We start from the raw sequence: 22,541 nt of genomic DNA on the forward strand, positions 1-22,541 counted from the left end.
CGATTGTATTTAAATTTAGACGTTTTTTTTAAATGATTTTATTCATTAAAAAATATGATAATATGCATACAATAGAGAACGATTTTTTTTCTTATTTTTGCTACATATTTCGAAATTACAATGAAAGAATTTTCTAAAGAAGTTTACCTTAAATGGTATGAAGAAATGACAATGTGGAGAAGGTTTGAAGACAAATGCCGTTCTCTTTATCTAAAACAAAAAATCAGAGGTTTTTTACATCTATATAACGGTCAGGAAGCAATTCCGGCTGGTTTTGCCCATGCAATGGATCTGTCAAAAGACAGTATGATTACGGCATACAGATGCCACATCCATCCAATGGCAATGGGAGTAGATCCAAAAAGAATTATGGCGGAACTTTGTGGAAAAGCTACTGGAACTTCTCAAGGTATGGGAGGATCTATGCATATTTTCAGCAAAGAGCATCGTTTTTATGGTGGACATGGTATTGTAGGTGGACAAATTCCTTTGGGAGCAGGTATCGCTTTTGCAGACAAATATTTTGACAGAAAAGCTGTTAACATCTGTTTTATGGGAGATGGTGCAGTACGTCAAGGTTCACTTCATGAGACTTTCAATATGGCAATGAACTGGAAACTTCCTGTAGTTTTCGTTTGTGAGAACAACGGTTATGCAATGGGAACTTCGGTTAAAAGAACTGCCAATCACGAAGATATTTATAAACTAGGATTAGGATATGAGATGCCTTGTCTTCCTGTAGATGCAATGGACCCAGAAAAAGTTGCCGAAGTTGCTTACGAAGCTATCGAAAGAGCAAGAAGAGGCGATGGACCAACTTTCATCGAGGCTAGAACTTACCGTTACAGAGGTCACTCTATGTCAGATGCTGAGCCTTATAGAACGAAAGAAGAAGTAGCGCAATACAAATTGGAAGATCCAATCGAGATTGTGAAAAGCAGACTTTTAGAAAATAACTGGGCTACAGAGCAAGAGTTGGAAGCTATCGATGAGAAATCTAGAGAGTTTGTAGAAGAATGCATCGAGTTTATGGAAAACTCTCCATATCCAGATTCTTCTAAACTTTATGATTATGTATATTCTACTCCAGATTATCCATTCATCAACAAATTAGAAAATAATTAATAATTATACTTTTTGATATTTTAGTTTGAGAATATAATATCTCAAATCTCAAGTCTCAAATTTCAAAACAATAAAAAAATTATGGCAGAAGTAATTACAATGCCCCGTTTATCGGATACGATGACGGAAGGTAAAGTTTCAAAATGGCACAAAAAAGTGGGCGACGCTGTAAAAGAAGGCGACATCCTTGCAGAAATCGAAACAGATAAAGCAGTCCAGGATTTTGAATCGGAGCTTAATGGAACATTGTTATACGTAGGAGTTGAAGAAGGCTCTGCTGCTCCAGTAGATTCGGTTTTAGCAATCATTGGAGAAGAAGGTGAGGATATTTCTTCTTTAACTAGCGGTGGAACTGCAAAACCAGAAGCTGATGCAGAAAGCAAATCCGAAGAAGAATCTAAAACTCAAGGAGAATCTACAGATGTAGAAACTCCTAGCGATAATTCATCTTCTGCTGAGTTACCAGAAGGTGTCGAGGTAATTACAATGCCTCGTCTTTCTGATACAATGACGGAAGGAAAAGTGGCTAAATGGCACAAAAATGTTGGCGATGCTGTAAAAGAAGGCGACATCCTTGCAGAAATCGAAACAGATAAAGCGGTTCAGGATTTTGAATCAGAATTTGATGGAACATTGCTGTACCAAGGTGTTGCTGAAACAGAAGCTGCTGAAGTTGATAAGATTTTAGCAATCATTGGCCCTGCTGGAACTGATGTTTCTGCAGTAGTTTCTGGAGGTGGCAAAAAAGCTGCTGCTCCAAAAACTGAAGCAAAAGCTGAGGCTAAAACTGAAGATAAAAAAGAAGCTGCACCAGTTGCTGCATCTTCTACCGGTGGAAGAATTGCAATTTCGCCTTTGGCTAAAAAAATTGCTGAAGATAAAGGTGTTGATTTCTCAACCATCAAAGGTTCTGGCGAGAATGGTAGAATTGTGAAAAAAGATGTTGAAAACTATCAGCCATCTGCACAACCTGCTGCTACGTCTGCTTCAAAAGCTGCTCCTGCTCAACCAAGTGTAGCATTTACACCAGGTGAGGACAGCGAGACTCCAAACTCTCAAATGAGAAATATCATTGCGAAGAGATTGGCAGAAAGCAAATTCACTGCACCACATTACTACTTGACAGTAGAAATCAATATGGATAAAGCGATCGAAGCTAGAAAAGAGATGAACTCTGTTCCAGATACGAAAGTTTCTTTCAACGATATGGTAATCAAAGCGGTTGCTGTAGCGCTAAGAAAGCATCCACAAGTTAATTCTTCTTGGGCTGGCGATAAAATCGTTCACCACGGTAACATCAACGTTGGTGTAGCAGTGGCAGTTCCAGATGGATTGGTAGTTCCTGTATTGAAAAATACAGATTATATGAACTATAACGAAATCTCTGCTGCAGTTAAAGATATGGCTGGAAGAGCAAAAACTAAGGCTCTTAAAGCTAACGAAATGGAAGGTTCTACTTTCTCTGTTTCTAATCTTGGAATGTTCGGAATTGAAACATTTACATCAATTATCAATCAGCCGAATTCTGCAATCTTATCTGTAGGAGCAATCATCGAGAAACCAATCGTTAAGAACGGACAAATCGTGGTTGGAAATACTATGAAATTGTCTCTTGCTTGTGACCACAGAGTAATCGATGGTGCAACAGGAGCTCAGTTCTTGCAAACGTTGAGAACTTATCTAGAAAGTCCTTTGACGCTTTTATTAGGATAGAATAATATATTCGAAATATTTATAAAACCTTTCAATTCTGTTGAAAGGTTTTTTTTGTAATTTAATTTGGGCTGCTTAATCCGTCTGTAGTTTATCCTGAGCTTGTCGAAGGGCTCCCAAACCTAACGATGTGGTTCTTCGATTCAAATAAAAATAAATAAAAAATTGAGATAAGTCGGACTGCATAAGATTCTGTGTTTAAAGTTTGTTTGGATTGTACAATTGTTGCGTAAGGGATGGTAGTGGTTATCCTTTTTGTCTTTTCTGAAGACGTGTTTCAAATGGAGAAACTTTCTAAGACAAAAAGATATAAACGGACAGCCCGACCCGCTTGTTTTTGCTGAATTGGAAATGGGAATTTAGTAATTAAAGCTCGTGAGCAAAAACAAAGGGTTTCGCCCAAAAAATTATCATTGCGAATGTTGTATTTGATTATCTTTGCAACGTGAAAAAGTTCGGTTTTGTATTTCTGTTTTTAGGTGTTTTTGCATTGGCGCAAGACCATCTTTCTGGTTTTAATATGATGTCTTTTACGTATAAGATGGACCCCAAATGGATGGCTTATGTAGAGCTACAAACCAGAGCTAGACGAGATTATACGGTAATTGATTACTACGAAACCAAGGGTGGAATTGGTTATAACTATATCAAGAATCATCAGATTTTTGTAGGTATTGGAAGATATGGAACATATGAGAAAATGAAGATTTCTCAGGAAGAATTCAGGATGTGGTTGCAATATACGTTTACGCAGAAATGGGGTAGGGTGAAGTTTGACCACAGAGGACGAGCGGAACACCGATTTTTCTACGCCAGCCAAACCGGAGAACATACCGAAGCAAACCGTTTCCGATATAGATTGAGTACCACAATTCCTATTAATAATGATAAAGTGCAGGAGAAAACCTTCTTTGTGAATGCTTTTGAGGAGTTGTTTTTTGGTTCAAAAGTTCCGAATTTAAAAAGAAACAGAAGTTTTGCGGGATTTGGTTATCAGTTCAATAATACCGTTTCCGCCACAACTGGTTATATGTTCCAAAGGGAGTTTTCTGCAAAAGGGAATGATAATTTCCACTTCCTTTATTTCTCATTGAATTTCACGTTGGATTCTTCGGATGATGAGAAGGATTTTGTGATTCCAATGGTGGATTAAAAAAACTCTTGCAGATTTAGCTAATTGTGCAGATTGTAAATTTGCGTTATCTGCTAAATCTGCAAGAGAAAATTTTTATACTAATATTTCTCAGAAAGATAAAGATAAGCTTTAAGATATTTGTTGAAACGTTTTAGGTCTCTTTCGTGTAAAAGTTCTGTACATCTTGTTAAATCCATATTATCTCTGAGGTCATTCAGCTTTACAGCAATTGCCAGTGGACTTTTTTCAATTCTTGCAATGAAGGCATCATAATCCAGATGTTCTTCTTCTCTTTTTGTAAGACATTCGATAGCTTCAAGGATGTGTTCTGGAAAACCTTTTTCTCTCAGATATTCTATAGGGTAATCTGGATTGTCTTCCACAACATCATGAAGGATTCCGACAATCTTTTCATCGATTGTTTTTCCGGCATTCATCACTCGGAAAACGTGCCCAAGGTAGGGTGCATCGTATTTGTCGGTTTGTTTTTTGTGGGCTTTGGTAGCGATTTTTATGGCTTTGTATAATAATTCGTGTGTGGACATTGATTTCTAAAAAATTTAGAACGAAATTATGAAAAGAAATGAAGATTTAAAATAGTATTTAATCATTTTGTATTAGAAATGAATTACACAATTGGGAATTAAATTTTTAATTTTCTTTTTTTCAATTTCCGAGAAATCATTTTTTTCTAAATGAATTTCTTCAAGTCTTGTTAATGATTTTATTTCAATAGGAAGTTCTGTTAAATAATTATTTCCTAACTCTAAATATTTTAACTCTCTTAATTGACCAATTTCTTTTGGTAATTTTGTTAATCTGTTATTGTTTAATATTAATATTTTTAAATTTTTAAGATTTTTGATATTTGAGGGGATTTCTTTTAATTGGTTAGTACTCAAAGAAATCTCATCTAGAGTAGTTAATTCGGTCAAAATAATTGGAAATTTTTCAAATTTATTTCCTAGTAAATTTATTGATTCAATCTTAGAAAGGTAATTAAAATAGCTTGGTAATTTTGTTAGTTTTTGATTGGCTAAATCAACGCTTAAAACCTTTTTTTTATTTATAGTTTCTATTGAAGCTAAATCTGTATATTCAAATAAACTTCTATTCTTTTTAATAATATTCCAATAAGATTCATCTTTGATTTGATTTAACTTAAAGGTATAGGATTCGCCTTTTTCTGATTTCCAAACTCCATATATTTTCATTTTATTTTTAGAAAAATTTCCTTTGAATGTTCCTGTGTTTTTATTTTCAAACCATTCTGATAAAATAAAGGAATTGTCACTATTTAATTTTCCAGCTAAGTTTAAACTTCCATTTTGGGCTTTGTAATAGTAAGATCCAACAATTGAAGAATCTATAAGAACTAAAAAATTCATTTTAATAGAATATTCTTTTGATTGGTTCTTTAAATTTCCTTTAAAAACATAAGTTGGTCTAAAGCTTTTATCTTGTGCGATAACAAAAATAAATATGTTGAAAAGATTAATACATATATTTTTTTTAATATCATACTTTTTATTGATTAGAATGAAATCAAATATCCGAAATAAAACAATATCAAATAAAAAAGCACTAAAAAAATATTTAGCGCTTTAGTTATATTAAATTCTTAAAATTACCTTCCTTTCAACTCATCCAACAATCTCTCAAGCGAATTCAAATCAGAAATCAAAACTTCTCTCGCTTTCGCACCATTGAAACCTCCAACAACACCAGCAGCTTCTAATTGATCCATAATCCTTCCGGCTCTGTTGTATCCTAATTTCAGTTGTCTTTGTAACATTGATGTTGAACCCTGTTGTGTAGAAACCACGATTCTTGCGCCTTCTTCAAACAAAGCATCCTTCTCATTCGGGTCAAAAGCACCAACTGTTGAAGTTGCATCTTCTCCGGAATATTCTGGTAGAAGATAAGCGTCAGAATAACCTTTTTGCTCACCGACAAATTCTGCAATTCTTTCCACTTCCGGCGTATCTACAAATGCACATTGTAAACGAGTCAAATCATTTCCGTTGAAATAAAGCATATCTCCCTTTCCAACCAATTGTTCCGCTCCAGGCGAATCCAAAATAGTTTTGGAATCTACTCCGGAAATTACACGGAAAGCAACTCTCGCAGGGAAGTTGGCTTTAATCATACCGGTAATTACGTTAACGGAAGGTCTTTGAGTTGCAACGATTAAATGGATTCCAATGGCTCTCGCTAACTGCGCTAAACGTGCAATCGGATGTTCCACTTCTTTTCCTGCAGTCATAATAAGGTCTGCAAATTCGTCCACAACTAGAACAATGTAAGGCAAATATCTGTGTCCATTTTCTGGATTCAGTTTTCTTTGAGCAAACTTCGCATTGTATTCTTTGATGTTTTTACAGAACGCATTTTTTAGCAATTCGTAACGGTCATCCATCTCTATACAAAGCGAATTCAGTGTGTTGATTACTTTTGCATTATCTGTAATGATTGCATCTTCCGTATCAGGTAGTTTTGCCAAATAATGTCTTTCAATTTTTGAATAAAGTGACAATTCTACTTTCTTCGGGTCAACCATTACGAATTTCAATTCGCTTGGATGCTTTTTGTAAATTAATGAAGTCAGAATTGCATTAATACCAACCGATTTACCTTGTCCAGTTGCTCCGGCCATTAATAAGTGAGGCATTTTGGCTAAATCTGCTACGAAAACTTCATTAGAAATTGTTCTACCAAAAACGATTGGTAAATCCATATCAGCAGATTGAAATTTTGGAGAAGCAACAACCGAACGCATCGAAACCATTGTCGGATTTTTTCTTGGAACCTCGATTCCAATTGTTCCTTTTCCTGGCATTGGTGCAATGATTCTGATTCCAAGTGCGGAAAGATTTAACGCAATATCGTCTTGTAATTTTTTAATCGCCGCAACTCGGATTCCTGCTTCGGGTACAATTTCGTAAAGTGTAACTGTTGGACCAATCGTAGCTTTAATTTCAGAAATTCCTACGTTGAAAGTTTTTAATAAACCAACAATTCTGTTTTTATTTTCTTCAAGTTCGTCTTTATTAATAGTGATTTCCTCGTTTCCATAATCTTTCAGTAATTCAACAGAAGGCATCTGGAATTTTGCTAAATCCAATTTGTGGTCATATAAACCGTGTTTGCTAACTAAATCGTCAGATTTATTTTCAGGTGTCGCAACTTCAAAATCTTCATCTTTTTTGATTTCCACATTGAAGGAAAAATCATCTTCAACTTTTGGAAGTGGAGTTGATAAAATCGGTTTTTGAGGTTCCGATGGAGTAGAAGACAAAACAATTGGTTCTGGAACAGATTCTTTAATCGTTTCTTTGATATCTTCTTTAAAGCTTGTTTGATTTGGAGTTTTGATGGGCTCAAAATCCTGAGTGACCTTAATATTACTGAAATCATTGTCAGTTTTAACAGGATTTGTATTAACAGAAATATTCTCTGGAACAATTTCTTTTTCCAGTTCCTCATCTGCTTCGAATTCTTCTTCAGAATCAGGCATTAGACTTTTCAATTTCCCGAATGTATTATCATTAATGTCATTCAGTTTATTTTTGATAGAACTTGGTCTTAGATTAAATTCCAAAACAAAATATAAAGTGAAACTTACTAAAAGTACCAGCCAAAGTCCGACAGAACCGATGTAAGATTTGAGATAATCCATAATCTGATAACCATAAACGCCGCCAAGAACGCCTTCACCATTAGTAACTGCACCAAAGAAAATTGGAGTCCAGCAAATGAAAAACAAACTGTGCGAAATGGTTTTCCAAGGTTTGAAATAATTCTTCTTAAAAACCAAGGTTCCAAAAACAAAACACAAAAATGCCACAACAAACGCTGCTACACCAATACTTTCAAAAATAAAAAGATTACCCAGCCAATCACCGATTTTCCCAAAAAGATTGGAAGATTGTACAGTTTTGTCAGTCATTGTTCCGGCTTGGCTTTGGTCCGCTTTCCAGTTCATCAGATAAGAGACGAAAGAAAGTGTCAAAACAATGGATAATATGATGAGCGTAACGCCCGAAATTATCCTTGGCTTTGAGATGATTTTGCTTGAGTTTGAGGTCGTATTTTGTTCGTTGTTCATTTTCAAAAAAAGGTCAATAGATGCAAATTTAATGTTTTTTATTAGTCATATATATTGTTGAGAGTTATTTTTAATTTTTCTTAAAATTATATGAATTTTTAGCACTCTAATTATCAGTTTGAAAAGGCTTATTAAGAACGTTTCAAAATAACGTTTTCACCTTTCAACAATGACAAAAAACAGTTTTTTTTGATGCCTTTCTGGTTTATCATCCTTATTTTTGTGGATTCTAAATTTTCAGATAAAAATCGCCATTTACAAAGCCCGTAAATAATGCCCGAGCGATGACTCTGACAAATAAAATATTAGATATCTAACTTATGAAAAAGATTCAGGATATTCTCATTTCTACGCGAACGATGGCAGTTTTGCTTCTGGCTTTCGCAATTTCTATGGCAGTTGCAACTTTTATCGAAAACGATTACGGAACACCTACTGCAAAAGCATTGATTTATGAAGCTAAATGGTTTGAAGCCATTATGTTTTTATTGATTTTAAACTTCATTGGAAACATTGGAAGATATAGACTTTGGAAAAGAGAAAAATGGCCGATTTTGGTTTTTCACTTGGCGTTTATTCTGATTTTCATAGGTGGAGCAATCACTCGTTATATTAGTTTCGAAGGAACAATGCACATCCGTGAAGGAGAAACTAATAATGAGATTGTAACTGACAAACATTTCTTTAAAATCAAAATTGAAGAAAAAGGAGAACAGCAGAATTATCACGATGTTCCTTACTTGATGTCGCCTCTTCATCACGATTTTCAAGCTACTTATGATTTCCTTGGAAAAGAGAAAATTGTCGTGAAAGCTTTGGAATATATTCAAAGAAAAAAAGATAGTTTGACTGTTGATAATAATGGGAAAGAATTTCTTCATTTAGTTTCTACAAGCGATATGGGCGGTCGTCAGAATATTTATTTAGGCGAAGGCGAGGTTCAGAATATCAATGGAACTTTGGTAAGTTATAATAGAACTGCTATCGAAGGCGCTGTTGAATTCCAGAAAAAAGACGGACAACTTTACATCAAAACTCCAACTGACGCAGCTTATATGACGATGGCAACTCAGGCAACTGGAACAACTAAGAAAGATGAATTCCAGCCTTTGGTTTTGAGAAGTCTTTATACAATTGACCAATTGAAATTAGTAATTCCGGAAGGAACAAAACGTGGAAAATTGATGGCTTACGAAGGTGACAAGCAAAAAGATAAAGATGTTCCTGATATGCTGAAAGTAGAAGTGGCAGGACCAAAATCAAAACAAATTGTTGACCTTATAGTAGAAAAAGGAAATCCGAATAATTATAAACAAATCAAAGTGGATGGTCTTGATATAATGCTAGGTTTTGGACCGAAAATTTATTTCACACAGCCTTTTGCACTTAAATTGGAAAAATTTGTAATGGAAACTTATCCGGGGAGTTCTTCGCCGTCAGCTTACGAATCTCACGTTAGAATTGTGGATGAAGGAAAAGAAACGCCTTACAATATTTATATGAACCACGTTCTTAATTATAAAGGTTATAGATTCTTCCAAGCGAGTTTTGACCCGGACAGAAAAGGAACAGTTCTTTCTGTGAATCACGATTTCTGGGGAACTTTGATTAGTTATATTGGTTATGCATTCTTGTTTTTAGGAATGTTTGTGACGATGTTCTGGAAAGGTTCTAGATTCTGGAGCTTGAATCAAATGTTGAAAACCATCAGTAAGAAAAAAGCAACAGCTGTTCTTTTGATTTTATTAAGTTTCGGGCTTAATGCTCAGGAAATTGATATGCACGGAACAGACGGAAGTCACGAAGGTCATTCTCATTCTACCGAAGCAAAGCCAGCTTCTCCGAATAAAAATCCAATGGTTTTGGATGCGGACGAGATGGTGAAGAATATTACAATCAATAAAGAACACGCGGATAAATTCGGTTCTTTATTGGTTCAAAATTATGAAGGGCGTATTGTTCCTGCCAACACACAGGCGCTTGATATTTTACATAAATTGACTTTACGTTCCAAATTCCAGGATTTGGATGCGAACCAATGGTTTTTGGCAGCTACGATTGACCCAATGTTTTGGGCTCAGGTGAATATCATTAAAATTGAAACTGCTGGTAAAGTTGGAAAAGACCTTAGAGCTAAAACAAAAGCTACGGACGAAGGTTATACAAGTTTGATTAAATTATTCCCGGCTGATAAAAACGGAAATCTACGTTTTGTTTTGGAAGATGATTATGATGATGCTTTCCGTAAAAAAGCGTCTGAAAGAACAAGATATGACGAAGCTGTTATTAAATTAAATGACAAAGTTCAAGTGTTGAATGGGATTATGTCTTACCAATATTTCCGAACTGTTCCTGTAAAAAATGACCCGAATCACACTTGGAGTTCTGTAATGACTCCAAATTTTGAAGCTGATGAAAATGCACAGGTTGTTTTAGGACCATATTTATCAAGTGTACTTTTGGCAACACAAGGCGGAAGTTGGGCGAAAGCGGATGCGGAACTGAAAAAAGTAGAGGAGTATCAACAAAAATGGGGTAAGAATGTAGTACCTTCTGAAACCAAAGTTAAAATTGAAGTCTTGATGAATAAATTAGATATCAACTTCAAACTGTTGATTTTCTATACGATTATTGGAGGTTTGTTGTTGATTTTAGGTTTTGTACAATTGTTTAAACCTAATAAAATTATTAACATCATTATCAAAACATTGATTTACATTGGTGCGATTGGTTACATTTTCCATTTCTTAGGATTGGTGGGAAGATGGTATATCTCTGGTCACGCGCCGTGGAGTAATGGTTATGAAGCAATTATTTTCATCTCTTGGGTTGGGATTTCTGCTGGATATGCCTTGTACAGAAACTCCAATACTTTGATTCCCGCTGCCGGATTCTTGGTTGCGGTAATTATGATGGGATTTGCTCACGGTGGTTCTGCGTTGGATCCACAGATTACACCATTAGTTCCGGTTCTTAAATCTTATTGGTTGGTTGTTCACGTTGCGATTATTACTTCGAGTTATGGATTCTTCTCATTGTCAATGTTGATTGCAATGATTTCATTAATTTTCTATGTAATTTCCAACAAAGAGGCTTTCAAAAGACATAACGATACAACATTAAAGGAATTAGCCATTGTAAGTGAAATGTCTCTTAATATCGGATTATTAGCCTTAACCATCGGAAACTTCTTAGGAGGAATCTGGGCGAATGAATCTTGGGGACGTTATTGGAGCTGGGACCCGAAAGAAACTTGGGCTTTTATCTCGATTATGATTTATGCTTTTGTAATCCATATGAGATTAGTTCCGGGATTGAGAGGTAGATATACTTTCCACGTGGTGACGATGTTTGCGTTCTGCTCAATGGTAATGACTTATTTTGGAGTTAATTACTATTTGTCAGGATTGCACTCTTACGCAAAAGGAGACCCAATTCCATTGCCACTTTGGGTTTACATCAGTATTGGTTATATGTTAGCATTGTCTATAGTCGCTTGGTTTAAATATAAAAAACTGAACGAAAAACAGGAGAAAAGAACACAAGTAGAGCCTTAAACTTGGTTAGATAAAATTAATTAACCGGACTTTTAATAAGTTCGGTTTTTTTATTTTTTGTATTAAAATAAATAGTATATTTATGATATCAAATTAATATCAAATTAAATACTATGGAAAAAATTGTAAAACCTTTGTCTGGCTTCTTAGCATTAGTAATTAGCCTTATTCTTTTTGTATTGGGAATATATCTTGTTATCAGCGGAGCTAGTAACAATAATCCTATTTCGGTGATTTTTGGAGTTCTTTCTTTTGTTGCATTTATCTTCTTTTTGAAAGGTTTGATGATTATTCAGCCAAATCATTCTAGAGTTCTTAGCTTTTTTGGTAAATATGTTGGAACTGTAAAAGCTAATGGTTTATTTTTTATTAATCCTTTATATTCAACGCAGAGAATGAGTCTTCGTTCAGAAAACCTTCAAGGACAAACATTGAAAGTGAATGATAAAATGGGAAATCCTATAGAAATCGGGGCTGTTATCGTTTGGAAAGTTGGTGATACTTACAAAGCTGCATTTGATGTAGAACGATATATGGAATATGTGAGAATACAAAGTGAAGCGGCTGTTCGACATTTGGCGGTGAGTTTTCCTTATGATAATTTGGAAGATGAAAAAGCGGAAATCACATTGCGTGATGGTGGCGATAATGTTAATCATATTCTAGAAAAAGAATTAACAAATAGACTTTCCACAGCAGGAATTATTGTTCAAGAAGCAAGAATCAGCCATTTGGCTTATGCATCGGAAATTGCCGGAGCAATGTTGCAAAGACAACAAGCAACAGCGATTGTTGCAGCAAGAGCAAAAATTGTTGAAGGTGCCGTGGGAATGGTTGATATGGCTTTGAAGAAATTGTCTGCGGAAAATATTGTAGAGCTAGATGACGAAAGAAAAGCAGCAATGGTAAGTAATCTAATGGTGGTTCTATGTGGTGAAAAAGCTGCTCAGCCAATCTTGAATGCGGGAACACTTTATAATTAATCAAAATTGAGTATTGATGAAGAAGAGTTTTGTTTTACGATTGGATGATGATATGTATAAATTATTGGAGAAATGGGCTTCGGATGAATTCCGAAGTGTGAATGGGCAGTTGGAATATATTATTAATCAAAGCCTAATCAATTCAGGGAGGAAAAAAAATAAAACAGATAACAAGTCAACAGATAAAAAATAAGCAGTCCAATTGGATTGCTTTTTTTATTGTAAAAATTTTTTAATGTAAATCTCTCTTTTCTCTTCCGAAATTCCCAAAACTTGATGAATGTAATTGTCCGTGGAACCATATTTTTCATCAATCTCGTCAAAGGCAGATTGAAGATAATTCCGTTCTATCCAACCTGTTTTTTCTAAAACACCAATATCTAATTTAGGATAAATAAAATGTAAGTTATTAGCAAGGTTCAATCTTTTTTGAATGATAGATTGACGGAGATTATTAGATTGAAGGTATTCTTCAAAAATTACAACATTATCGAACTTTAAAATTTTTAAAATCAATGCTGTTATCATTCCTGTTCTGTCTTTACCCGCAGTACAATGATAAAGAATCGGTTGCTCCGAATCTAAAATTTCAGTAATTATTTTCTTGATCACTTCGGGATTTTCTGAAACGTAATCTTTGTAGAATTCGGTCATTCTCTTATCTGCATCCGCTTTATGGAATTGTCCTTTCAGAACTTGTTTTTTGCATCCTTTAACTCTCCATTTTCATCTTCAAAAGCAGGATGATTTTCATAAATGATGTTAGTTGGAAGTTGATCTGGTGCTTTATTGATTTCTTCTTTTGTTCTCAGATCAATGACTTTATTGATTTTCAGTTTTTCAAATTCATCAAAAGAGGATTTTTTAAGTTCATGAAGATTTCCGCTTCTGTAAATTAAGCTGTCTTTTAGTATTTTTCCTTCAGTATTTTTAATTCCCCCTAAATATCGGAAGTTATTAATCTTTTTTATTTCAACTTGATTTTTGTTAGAATAAGTGGAGAAATCTGCTTGCGAAGTATAACTCTTACAAGAAATGAGAGAGATAAAAAATAGAAAAACGAAATGTTTCATTATTAATAAACGTTTATCAAAATTAAATATTTTGGTTTGACATAAAAAATCCTGCATGATTGCAGGATTTTGAATACAATATTTTAAAACAATGATTATTGTTTGATAATCTTTTGTGTTTCTGATTTACCGTCAGTGAAATCAATTTTTACAAGGTAAACTCCTGACTGTAACTTTGAAAGATTAATTTTGGTAGAGGAGTCTTCTAACAAAATTTTACCATCAACATTATAAACAGAAACTTTATTCACTTTCGCTGTGGAGCTAATATTGATAAAATTTTTTACTGGATTAGGATAGACAGAAGACTTTTTTGTATTGACTTCATCGGTTCCCAATTTGATTTGACTTGTGTAAAGGGGACCATACCAAACACTACTTTTGTCATCGGCACATTTTGATTTTACATAGGTTTCATAAAACCAGTTCAAATTTAGATCGCTACGAGAATCTTTGGGTTCGTTTTCAATATCGCGATAAGTTTCTTGACCCGATGCGGCGAAAATGTTTTTCCTTCCCCAAAGTGTTTGCCATTGGTTGGATGATCCAGATTCTTTCCATTCAAGGTCAACTTTTGTACTTACTTGGCTTGCTATTTTAAAATCATAAGGAGCAGCACATATTACATCGCCGTTCTTTTGATTCTGAATATACATTGATATAGGAAAGTAACCTTGTTGTGCTGCAAAAACGGCATCTGGAACATCTATTTTGATAGTGTGTGTGCCAGCGGATAAGTTTCCAAGATTAACCTCGCGGTTTGGGATTACATCACCAGGACACCAGTTGTTCCAAGAGATCCAACCTCTTAAGGTTTTTGCTGTCGATCCGTAGATTCCATTTCCTTGGGTGTTGTACTGTCTGTAATCTTCACAGTTTTTGCCGCCTGGCATATATTGACTTACTAATTGATCATCAAGATAAACATTATGAATTCTTTTTACATACTCTTCGCCTCCAGAATTGGAACCATGATTGGAAGTGATTAAATGTAAAGAAGCATTTGGAACTGCTTGATCTAATGTAAATGTTACCAATCTTGTTGTTTCTCCCGGAACATCAGTAGCATTGTAATTGTTTAAGTTTTGACGATAAGATAAAGGTAATAAGAAGTTTTGTGTTGGATTAACAGTTCCACTTGTAACAAATTCTAAATTCCCACGGAAAACATCTGTTCTATCTGCGCAACCTGCAACTTGGGTGTTAGCTGCTGCGGAATAACCGTCTGCGCGAAACTCAATCCAAAAATCATAAATCGATGATAAGGCTGTATCGTGTAAAATATTGGATATATTATCTACCTGATAACTATAAGGAACTTGCTTTATTGTAGCATTTTTATTCATGAAAGGTGTGATAAAACGTCCAACCTCGATACGTTTAATATCAGCCTGGTCAAAAGTATAAGTTGTGCTTCCTTTTGGAACTAAAACTAAGTTAACACCTGCAAGTCTATCATAATTATCACAGGCGGCTGTCAAAACAATATTCATTTTTACGCTGCTTCCAATGGATGCAATTTCTGTATCTGTTAATTTTCTGGAAATGATATCTTGTTCATAAGCATGTAAACGTATTGCACCTGCTGGAATTTGAGAATAGGCTTCTGGTGGCATTGTTTGCCCTTCTCCTAGATAATGATACATACTGTAAAAAGGAACATCATTGAAAACTGATACATTTTGAGCTTTAAAAAATGTTGCTATCGCAAGTCCTGCAAAAGCAAATAGTAGTTTTTTCTTCATATTAGATTATTATTATAACAAATTTAGAAAATCTTTATCAATAATGGCTTTTGGTTAATTATTTTTATGGGTTTAATTTTTGTTTTTATTGATTATGTTGATGTTTTAATAATATCAGTTGCAAGTCTTCAATGTTAAATTTAAACTTGTACTTCTCCTCAGAAAAAGCTATCTTTAAGAAAAATTGAACACTATGATATTTATATTGATTATCGTCTTTTTTGGACTGATTACATTATTCGCTTCTTTCTTTACTGTCAAACAGGAAACTGCTGCGATTGTTGAACGTTTGGGGAAATTCCACTCCGTGAGACACGCAGGATTACATCTTAAAATTCCTTTTATTGATCAGATTTCCAAAAGAATGAATCTGAGAATCCAACAGTTGGATGTAATGATTGATACAAAAACTTTGGATAACGTTTTTATCAAAATGAAAGTTTCTGTTCAGTATCAGGTCATCAGAACTCAAGTTGGAGACGCTTATTACAGATTGGAAAATCCGGAAGCACAGATTACATCATTTGTTTTTGATGTGGTAAGAGCAGAAGTCCCGAAAATGAAACTGGATGATGTTTTTGTTAGAAAAGATGACATTGCAGTTGCTGTAAAAGGTGAACTTCAGGAAGCGATGAATAGTTATGGTTATGATATAATCAAAGCTTTGGTAACTGATATTGATCCAGATGAACAAGTAAAACACGCAATGAACAGAATCAATGCTGCTGAACGTGAAAAAACAGCCGCAGAATACGAATCTGAAGCACAAAGAATCAGAATCGTTGCGGTTGCAAAAGCTGAAGCTGAATCCAAAAAACTACAAGGACAAGGGATTGCAGACCAAAGACGAGAAATTGCGAAAGGTCTGGAAGAATCTGTGAAAATGTTGAACAGTGTTCAGATAGAACCGCACGAAGCATCAGCTCTTATTGTTGTGACACAGCATTATGATACGTTGCAATCCATTGGTGCGAACAATCGTTCAAATCTTGTTTTGTTGCCTAATACACCAACAGCAGCAAGTTCTATGTTGAATGATTTGGTTGCAGCAATGGCGGTTTCAAAACAAATTGATAACGTTGACAGTCCAAAACCGAACCGACAAAATCCAAAATTTTTATAAAACGAAAGCCTAATTATTCAGGCTTTTTTTATTCATCGTTAATATTGAATCCAATTGTTCTTACTGGTTCTTCTTTCGCTTTGTAAGCTTCGAGTTCTTGCTTCAAATCTTCTATTCTTCCTGCAAAACGATCATAAGAATTATCTTTAGCTTCAGATAAAAATTCCTGAACATTATTGAGATATTCTTCGGTTAATTTAGATGCGGATTCTCTTAAACAGGCTTCCAAAATTCCGTGGCTGATTTGGATGTTTTCTGTTTTGTTTTTCAAATAAAGACTTCGGATTCGCTTTTTGAGACTTTGTGTGAAATCGACAAGCATTGTATTGGAAAATACCTTCATTTTTTCAGCGGTTTCTTTCCAAAAAGGGATTTCATCAGCTTTGTTGTTTTTTAATATTTTAAGTAAAGTTGCATTCTCATTGAGGTTCTTTTTCATATTGAAAAGCTACATTTCTGCTCGTTCTTGCTTATTTGGAGGGAAAACAGGAATCAAAACATCAAATCTTCCCGGAGCCAAAATCTCGGATTCTATTCCAATCAGTTCTTTTGCTGAACCAATCATCAGTATGTTTTCTTTTTCAAACTTTTCGATGTTATGAAGCGTACTTTCTTTGACGTCTTCATAATCTGTATTGATGATTTGATTTTCCTGTCTTTGCATCATTATTTCATCAAAATTTTCAAGAAACAGAATCGTCTTTTCTTTTTTGAGCATTTGGGAAAGATATTCTTCGAAGTTGGATTGTTTATCATTAATTAAAATTGATTTCAACTGAGATTTTCGAATTTCAAAAAAATCAAAATCAATCATTTCAGCAATTTTTTTTGCCCAGAATATTTTTCCACTTCCCGGAGGTCCATAAACTACAATTCCTACAGCTTTCTGTATTCCCCAATTCTCCGATTGTTTCGGATTAAGAAAAGGTTCCAACATATCAGAAATGTAGAAAAACAAATCTCTATAACCAATGAAATCCCTTTGTTTGAGTTCTGTTTTATCTCCGAAATAATTATAAACAAACTGATAATTTCCACCGAGTTGATTATCTATATTAAAAGTTGATATCGATGATTTATAAATTCCGTTGTCGTAAATATTAGGAAATTGATTTTGAATGATTTCTTCAACTTTTTCTTTGGGTTGATTGATTTTTTTTGAAATATCATCAGTTGTTTTTTCACTATTTAAATCTTCATCATATTTTTTCAAAAATTCTTGATTTTCTGTAGCGAATTTTTCAAAAATTTGGGTAATATTGAGATTCGGAGAAAGACAATCAGAAATTTCCAAATTAAAATCCTGAATAAATTGTTTGATGCTTTCTTCGGAAACGTCTAGTTTTTTAGAAAATTCTGTGATATTTTGAATCATTTTAAAATGTTTTTATGAATTTAAACAAAAACTGTACAAATCAAAGTAACAATCAAGTAAAGAATCAGACTTGTATATAAATATCTTTTATGGAAAAAATTCTGGAAGTAAAAAATTTGACCAAAAAGTTTAAACACATTGCGGTTAATAATATTTCCTTCGATGTAGAAAAAGGTAATGTTTATGGTCTTCTCGGACCAAATGGAAGCGGAAAATCTACCACTTTCGGGATGTTACTTTCTACAATCAATCCAACTTCCGGTAGCTGGAAGTGGTTTGGAAAAGAAGGAACTGATACAAATACACTCAAAAAAATCGGCGCAATTATCGAGCAACCGAATTTCTATCCTTATCTGAGTGCGGAAAAGAATCTTGAAATCGTTGCTGAAATCAAAGGCGTTTCTAAAAATAGAATTGATGAAGTTCTAGAAGTTGTCAATCTGATTTCAAGGAAAAAAGATGCTTTCCGAACTTATTCTTTGGGGATGAAGCAACGTTTGGCAATTGCTTCAGCTTTGCTTGCGAATCCTGAGGTTTTGATTCTGGATGAGCCTACAAACGGACTCGACCCGGAAGGAATTATTCAAATCAGAGATATTATCAATTCGATTGCAAAATCAGGAACTACGATTATTGTGGCGAGCCATCTTTTGGACGAGATCGAGAAAATCTGTTCCCACGTTATCGTTTTGAAACAGGGAAATGCAATTTATTCAGGTTCTGTGGATGCAATGAGTAATACAAAAGGATTCTTTGAACTGAAAGCGGATAATCTTTCTGAGCTTGTTTCTGCTTTAGAATCTTTCGGGATTTTCTCTTCTGTAAAAGAACGAGATAATCTTATTATTGCTCAAATTTCTAATGATATTTCTGCATCAGAACTTAATAAAAAACTATTCGAAAAAGGAATTTCTTTGTCTCATCTTCAGAAGAAAAAAGAGAGCCTTGAAACTCAATTCCTAGAACTTGTAAAACAATCCAACTCATGATAAGATTATTAAAATTAGAATACCTTAAATATCTAAATTACAGACCTTTTAAGGTTTTTGCCGGATTGTATTTCATCGTTTTGATTGCATTGCTTTTCATTGGTCTGATAGATTTTGATATTTTCGGAAATAAAGTAAACTTGAAAGAGCAGGGAATGTATAATTTTCCCGGAGTTTGGAATTTCACCACTTATATTGTGGGATTGTTAAAAATTTTCCTTGGTTGTATTATTGTTTTCTCTATATGTCAGGAATTTAGCAATAGAATGTTCAAGCAGAATCTAATTGATGGACTGAGTAGAGAAGAATTTATTTTTTCAAAACTTTTGACAATCTTGGTTTTTACTGGTTTTTCTACGTTGATTGTTTTTGTTCTAGCTTTTATTCTAGGCAAAAGTTATTCTTCGACTCAAGAAAGTGATTTGATTTTTAAAGAAATCTATTTTGTATTCAATTACTTTTTGAAGTTGTTTAGTTTCTTTTCATTCTTGATGTTTCTGTCTATTCTTTTCAGAAAATCGATTTTTGTATTTCTTGGATTCTTTATGTTTTGGTTTGCGGAGAAAATCTTGATTTTTATTGACTCATTTAGTATTCAACATAATGTTACGGAGTTGCAAAGAGCTCAAGCACTTAATTCAACAACATATTACACAGATTATTTGCCTCTGGAAAGTATGTCGAATCTGATTCCAAATCCATTAGTGAGAACAAATATGGCGCAATTGTTAGGAATGCAATTCAAATTTGAATATCCTTGGGGAAGTGTAATTGCTTGTATTATTTGGTCAATTATTTTTATAGCAGGGAGTTATTGGATTCTAAAGAAAAAAGATTGGTAGAAATTGCTTTTGATTAAGTAGTTCAAGTTGTTTGTTAGTAATGATTTAAGTTAATTTAATTAAGGTTTTTTGTAATTTATATAATATCAAAGATTAGTCTGTGAATCTAGCCATCAAAATGATTTTTGGTGGTTTTTTGTTATTCATACTGTAGATTTTTATCTACAGTATTTCCTTGTTTTATAGGGTTTTTTAACCCAATTTTAACTTTTAAACTGTTGATTTTAACAATAAAACGGATAATTTTGTATTAATGGATTTTAGATTTATTATTACTGTATTCTGTATGCTTTTCTCTTCGCAAATTTTAATGGCGCAGAAGAGTTATAATGCTTTGGTTTATGAAGGTAATAAAAAATTTGATGCCAAAGAATATGAGGCTTCTTCTAGTAAATATCTGGAAGCCATAGCTGAAAAAAACGGAAACTACACAGCGCATTATAATCTCGGAAATGCTTTGTTCAAAAGCAAAAAGTACGAAGAGGCAACTGCAGAATATGAAAAAGCTACAAAGTTGACGAAAAGCAAATACGAAAAAGCAGCAGCAATTTATAATCAAGGTAATGTGCAGATGCAATTTAATCATCCTGATAAAGCAGCTGAATTGTATAAAAAAGCTTTGAAGCAAGATCCTTATAACGAAGCAATCCGAAAAAATTATGAGATTGCTATGCTGAAAGACAAAGAGAAAAAGGATAAGCAGAAACAAAAACAGAACAAAGGAAAAGGTGGTGATCAAGATCAGAAAAACAAAGATGATTCTGAGAAAGGTAGCCAGAAAAAAGAACAGCAGGACGGTAAAGGTGACAATCAAAAAGGAAATGACCAAGGAAAACCGAATCAGCCTAAGAAAAAGGAAAATAAAATCCCGGAAGAAGCAGAAAAAATGATTTTGCGAGATATAGAAAATCGTGAAAAAGAAACTGCAAGAAAAATTTTAAACAAAAAAGCCAATTCGATGCCACAAAGCAACGAAAAAGATTGGTAAATGATAAGAAAAAATTTATACATATTATTCACATTAGCATCGGTGTTTTCCCTTGCTCAGGTTAATTTTTATTCTGAGCTTAATACAACAGAAGCCAAAGTAAATACTCCAATTTTGTTTACAGTAGTTTTGGAGATTTTTGGTGAAGACTTAGTTCAGGAAACTCCTGTGAAAATGCCGGATCTCTCTAAATTCAATTCCGATTATGGATCTGAGCAGAACACGTTGATTGACCCTGTAAAAAAGATTAGAATCAATCAAATGGCTTATCAATTTGCATTGGTGCCAAAACAAACTGGAAATATTAAAATTGGTTCTGCTCTGGTAAGAGTTAATGGTAAGATATACAAAACAGAACCTTTCGATATTTTTGTAAAAGAAGCAGAGAAAAAACCTCTTGCAGTTGCTAATAATCCTGCGAAAAGTATGTACTTGAGCATGCAGGTGGAGGAAAAAGAGGTTTATATGGACGAACCGGCAGTAGTTATTTTAAAAGCTTTTTCAAGAAATATTTCAAATTTCAGAAATCTAGAACCTGCCAAATTTGAGCCTGTAAGAAACCTTACGATTCGTTCAATTGCTAACTTTGATGAGTCAATAGAGGATTCTGAGAATAACTATTCTTCGCAGATTATCGGGATGTTTGTAATTGTACCAAAAGTAGCTGGGGTTATGGATGTTCCTCCTGTGGAAGTGCCTTTTACGAACCATAAAAATAGTTTGGTTTCCAATAAGGTAAAACTTAATGTTAAAAAATTACCAGAAGGCGCTCCTGACAATTTTAAAGATGCGGTGGGGAAGTACAATGTTAAAATTGAAATGACTGATAAAAGCAAAGAAAATCTTGAAATTAACAAAGCTTTTAATATTTCTGTGAAAGTATCAGGTTGTGGCAATCTTTCACCTTCAATTGTTCCGAAAATTTTACCTTCTCCTGATTATGAAATCTTTGAGCCTAAAATTTTGAACAATTCTGTTCCGACAACCAAAGGCATTGAAGGAGAAGTGGAAGCACAATACATTATTATTCCCAAAAAACGAGGCGATTTGAAAATTGCTACGAAAAGCTTTTCTTACTTTGATCCAAAAGAAGAAAAATATGTTGAAGTAGGTTCCAAATTTTTGACACTCAAAGCGCTTAATGCTCAAGATATTGCTAATGCAAAAACGACTTTGCAGAAAGTAAATGATTATACTAATAATGTTTTGGAGAAAGTAGACTCTCCTGTTATAAGTACAGAAAAACTGAAAGTAAAAGAACATAAAGATATCCGCTGGTTTGTTATTTTTGGAAACCTTTCCATTGTAGGAATTGGTGCATTTTTATTTCTTTATTTCAACAAGAAAATCAAAGACAAAAAGAAGCTTCTTCTTGAAAAGAAAACTACTTCTGCTCAACCAATTGTGAATATAGAAGAAACTGAAGCTCTTTTGAGAAATAAAAAGAAATTTGAAGCGGATTCTTATTTCAATTATCTGAATAAAAAAATAAACGAAAGTCAACCTTCCGAATTTTTCAAAGCTTTTGAAGAGTTGAAAACTGATGCCGATGAGTATTGTTTAGCTCATTATTCTTCTACTTTTTCCGATTATCTAAGAAATAATTTTGGATTGAGTGAACTTGAGAAGTATAATCAATTAATAGCAAAAACCAATATCGAAAAGTACTCTCCATATTCTTCCAAAGAAAAACAAACTGAAATATTGAACGAAATAGAAGATGTTTATAAGATACTTTAAGAAATTGTCAAAAATATTTTATATTTTTGCGAAATCTTTAAAATC

19 protein-coding genes are annotated in these 22,541 nt (G+C 33.8%); 11 read left to right on the forward strand and 8 right to left on the reverse strand.

All coding sequences use genetic code 11. From position 1 onward, the window contains the following. Positions 1-120 precede the first annotated feature (120 nt). From pdhA to RTY06_RS13510, 3 genes are all read left to right on the forward strand, one after another. On the forward strand, positions 121-1,125 hold the full coding sequence (gene pdhA, locus RTY06_RS13500) for a pyruvate dehydrogenase (acetyl-transferring) E1 component subunit alpha (RefSeq protein WP_116036271.1): 1,005 nt from the start codon (positions 121-123) through the stop codon (positions 1,123-1,125). A gap of 81 nt (positions 1,126-1,206) precedes the next feature. Then, a complete protein-coding gene (locus RTY06_RS13505) occupies positions 1,207-2,838 on the forward strand; it encodes a 2-oxo acid dehydrogenase subunit E2 (RefSeq protein ID WP_312825510.1) in 1,632 nt (543 codons plus the stop codon). A gap of 445 nt (positions 2,839-3,283) precedes the next feature. Further along, the gene (locus RTY06_RS13510; protein ID WP_312825511.1) at positions 3,284-3,991 is read left to right on the forward strand and encodes a DUF2490 domain-containing protein; all 708 of its coding nucleotides are present in this window, start codon (positions 3,284-3,286) and stop codon (positions 3,989-3,991) included. A gap of 80 nt (positions 3,992-4,071) precedes the next feature. On the opposite strand, the gene RTY06_RS13515 is transcribed toward RTY06_RS13510, so the two are convergent. The 3 genes from RTY06_RS13515 to RTY06_RS13525 form a co-directional block, all read right to left on the reverse strand. After that, entirely contained in the window at positions 4,072-4,518 is a 447-nt protein-coding gene (locus tag RTY06_RS13515; protein WP_312825512.1) for a phosphohydrolase, read from the reverse strand. 72 nt (positions 4,519-4,590) lie between these two features. Further along, entirely contained in the window at positions 4,591-5,361 is a 771-nt protein-coding gene (locus RTY06_RS13520) for a leucine-rich repeat domain-containing protein (RefSeq protein WP_312825513.1), read from the reverse strand. A gap of 239 nt (positions 5,362-5,600) precedes the next feature. Beyond that, positions 5,601-8,081 (reverse strand): DNA translocase FtsK 4TM domain-containing protein, encoded by a 2,481-nt coding sequence (locus tag RTY06_RS13525; RefSeq protein WP_312825514.1) that lies wholly within the window; start codon positions 8,079-8,081, stop codon positions 5,601-5,603. 320 nt (positions 8,082-8,401) lie between these two features. Between RTY06_RS13525 and ccsA the strand changes: the two genes are divergently transcribed. The 3 genes from ccsA (at position 8,402) to RTY06_RS13540 (ending at position 12,814) form a co-directional block, all read left to right on the forward strand. Then, on the forward strand, positions 8,402-11,638 hold the full coding sequence (ccsA, locus tag RTY06_RS13530) for a cytochrome c biogenesis protein CcsA (RefSeq protein WP_312825515.1): 3,237 nt from the start codon (positions 8,402-8,404) through the stop codon (positions 11,636-11,638). A 113-nt stretch (positions 11,639-11,751) separates the two neighbouring features. After that, positions 11,752-12,621: an SPFH domain-containing protein gene (locus tag RTY06_RS13535; protein WP_312825516.1), complete on the forward strand. Its 870-nt coding sequence runs from the start codon at positions 11,752-11,754 to the stop codon at positions 12,619-12,621. A 16-nt stretch (positions 12,622-12,637) separates the two neighbouring features. Beyond that, positions 12,638-12,814: an Arc family DNA-binding protein gene (locus tag RTY06_RS13540; RefSeq protein WP_116036283.1), complete on the forward strand. Its 177-nt coding sequence runs from the start codon at positions 12,638-12,640 to the stop codon at positions 12,812-12,814. Between the two features lie 23 nt (positions 12,815-12,837). Here the strand turns inward: RTY06_RS13540 and RTY06_RS13545 are convergent, their stop codons facing one another. The 3 genes from RTY06_RS13545 to RTY06_RS13555 form a co-directional block, all read right to left on the reverse strand. Then, positions 12,838-13,275 (reverse strand): tyrosine-protein phosphatase, encoded by a 438-nt coding sequence (locus tag RTY06_RS13545; protein ID WP_312825517.1) that lies wholly within the window; start codon positions 13,273-13,275, stop codon positions 12,838-12,840. A gap of 35 nt (positions 13,276-13,310) precedes the next feature. After that, positions 13,311-13,694, reverse strand: coding sequence for a tyrosine-protein phosphatase (locus RTY06_RS13550; protein WP_312825518.1), 384 nt, complete (start codon positions 13,692-13,694; stop codon positions 13,311-13,313). A gap of 95 nt (positions 13,695-13,789) precedes the next feature. Next, the gene (locus tag RTY06_RS13555) at positions 13,790-15,439 is read right to left on the reverse strand and encodes a peptide-N-glycosidase F-related protein (protein WP_312825519.1); all 1,650 of its coding nucleotides are present in this window, start codon (positions 15,437-15,439) and stop codon (positions 13,790-13,792) included. Positions 15,440-15,632: 193 nt separating this feature from the next. On the opposite strand from RTY06_RS13555, the gene RTY06_RS13560 reads away from it, so the two are divergent. Then, positions 15,633-16,562, forward strand: a complete 930-nt coding sequence (locus RTY06_RS13560; protein ID WP_312825520.1) for an SPFH domain-containing protein — start codon at positions 15,633-15,635, stop codon at positions 16,560-16,562. A gap of 28 nt (positions 16,563-16,590) precedes the next feature. Here the strand turns inward: RTY06_RS13560 and RTY06_RS13565 are convergent, their stop codons facing one another. Together RTY06_RS13565 and RTY06_RS13570 are read right to left on the reverse strand one after the other, a co-directional pair. Further along, positions 16,591-17,001 (reverse strand): hypothetical protein, encoded by a 411-nt coding sequence (locus RTY06_RS13565; RefSeq protein ID WP_312825521.1) that lies wholly within the window; start codon positions 16,999-17,001, stop codon positions 16,591-16,593. Positions 17,002-17,010: 9 nt separating this feature from the next. After that, positions 17,011-17,937 carry an AAA family ATPase gene (locus tag RTY06_RS13570; RefSeq protein ID WP_312825522.1) on the reverse strand — a complete coding sequence of 309 codons (927 nt, stop codon included), beginning with the start codon at positions 17,935-17,937 and terminating at the stop codon, positions 17,011-17,013. Between the two features lie 89 nt (positions 17,938-18,026). Here RTY06_RS13570 and RTY06_RS13575 point away from each other — a divergent pair, with 89 nt between their 5' ends. From RTY06_RS13575 to RTY06_RS13590, 4 genes are all read left to right on the forward strand, one after another. After that, positions 18,027-18,926 carry an ABC transporter ATP-binding protein gene (locus RTY06_RS13575; RefSeq protein ID WP_312825523.1) on the forward strand — a complete coding sequence of 300 codons (900 nt, stop codon included), beginning with the start codon at positions 18,027-18,029 and terminating at the stop codon, positions 18,924-18,926. Then, entirely contained in the window at positions 18,923-19,768 is an 846-nt protein-coding gene (locus RTY06_RS13580; RefSeq protein WP_312825524.1) for an ABC transporter permease, read from the forward strand. Before RTY06_RS13575 ends, RTY06_RS13580 begins: the two co-directional genes overlap by 4 nt. A 253-nt stretch (positions 19,769-20,021) precedes the next feature. Beyond that, positions 20,022-20,756: a tetratricopeptide repeat protein gene (locus RTY06_RS13585; protein WP_312825525.1), complete on the forward strand. Its 735-nt coding sequence runs from the start codon at positions 20,022-20,024 to the stop codon at positions 20,754-20,756. Further along, the gene (locus tag RTY06_RS13590; protein WP_312825526.1) at positions 20,757-22,496 is read left to right on the forward strand and encodes a BatD family protein; all 1,740 of its coding nucleotides are present in this window, start codon (positions 20,757-20,759) and stop codon (positions 22,494-22,496) included. The last annotated feature ends 45 nt before the right edge of the window (positions 22,497-22,541 follow it).

Origin of the sequence: Epilithonimonas sp., from assembly GCF_032055105.1 — a bacterium.
Classification (GTDB): Bacteria; Bacteroidota; Bacteroidia; order Flavobacteriales; family Weeksellaceae; genus Epilithonimonas.

Bases quoted from the DNA above. Each gene is read 5' to 3' on its own strand.
- RTY06_RS13590 (WP_312825526.1), top strand. From the start codon at position 20,757: ATGATAAGAAAAAATTTATACATATTATTCACATTAGCATCGGTGTTT.
- RTY06_RS13535 (WP_312825516.1), top strand. From the start codon at position 11,752: ATGGAAAAAATTGTAAAACCTTTGTCTGGCTTCTTAGCATTAGTAATT.
- RTY06_RS13570 (WP_312825522.1), bottom strand. From the start codon at position 17,937: ATGATTCAAAATATCACAGAATTTTCTAAAAAACTAGACGTTTCCGAA.
- RTY06_RS13545 (WP_312825517.1), bottom strand. From the start codon at position 13,275: ATGACCGAATTCTACAAAGATTACGTTTCAGAAAATCCCGAAGTGATC.
- RTY06_RS13555 (WP_312825519.1), bottom strand. From the start codon at position 15,439: ATGAAGAAAAAACTACTATTTGCTTTTGCAGGACTTGCGATAGCAACA.
- RTY06_RS13565 (WP_312825521.1), bottom strand. From the start codon at position 17,001: ATGAAAAAGAACCTCAATGAGAATGCAACTTTACTTAAAATATTAAAA.
- RTY06_RS13505 (WP_312825510.1), top strand. From the start codon at position 1,207: ATGGCAGAAGTAATTACAATGCCCCGTTTATCGGATACGATGACGGAA.
- pdhA (WP_116036271.1), top strand. From the start codon at position 121: ATGAAAGAATTTTCTAAAGAAGTTTACCTTAAATGGTATGAAGAAATG.
- RTY06_RS13560 (WP_312825520.1), top strand. From the start codon at position 15,633: ATGATATTTATATTGATTATCGTCTTTTTTGGACTGATTACATTATTC.
- RTY06_RS13515 (WP_312825512.1), bottom strand. From the start codon at position 4,518: ATGTCCACACACGAATTATTATACAAAGCCATAAAAATCGCTACCAAA.
- RTY06_RS13585 (WP_312825525.1), top strand. From the start codon at position 20,022: ATGGATTTTAGATTTATTATTACTGTATTCTGTATGCTTTTCTCTTCG.
- RTY06_RS13575 (WP_312825523.1), top strand. From the start codon at position 18,027: ATGGAAAAAATTCTGGAAGTAAAAAATTTGACCAAAAAGTTTAAACAC.
- RTY06_RS13580 (WP_312825524.1), top strand. From the start codon at position 18,923: ATGATAAGATTATTAAAATTAGAATACCTTAAATATCTAAATTACAGA.
- RTY06_RS13540 (WP_116036283.1), top strand. From the start codon at position 12,638: ATGAAGAAGAGTTTTGTTTTACGATTGGATGATGATATGTATAAATTA.
- ccsA (WP_312825515.1), top strand. From the start codon at position 8,402: ATGAAAAAGATTCAGGATATTCTCATTTCTACGCGAACGATGGCAGTT.
- RTY06_RS13550 (WP_312825518.1), bottom strand. From the start codon at position 13,694: ATGAAACATTTCGTTTTTCTATTTTTTATCTCTCTCATTTCTTGTAAG.
- RTY06_RS13525 (WP_312825514.1), bottom strand. From the start codon at position 8,081: ATGAACAACGAACAAAATACGACCTCAAACTCAAGCAAAATCATCTCA.
- RTY06_RS13520 (WP_312825513.1), bottom strand. From the start codon at position 5,361: ATGAATTTTTTAGTTCTTATAGATTCTTCAATTGTTGGATCTTACTAT.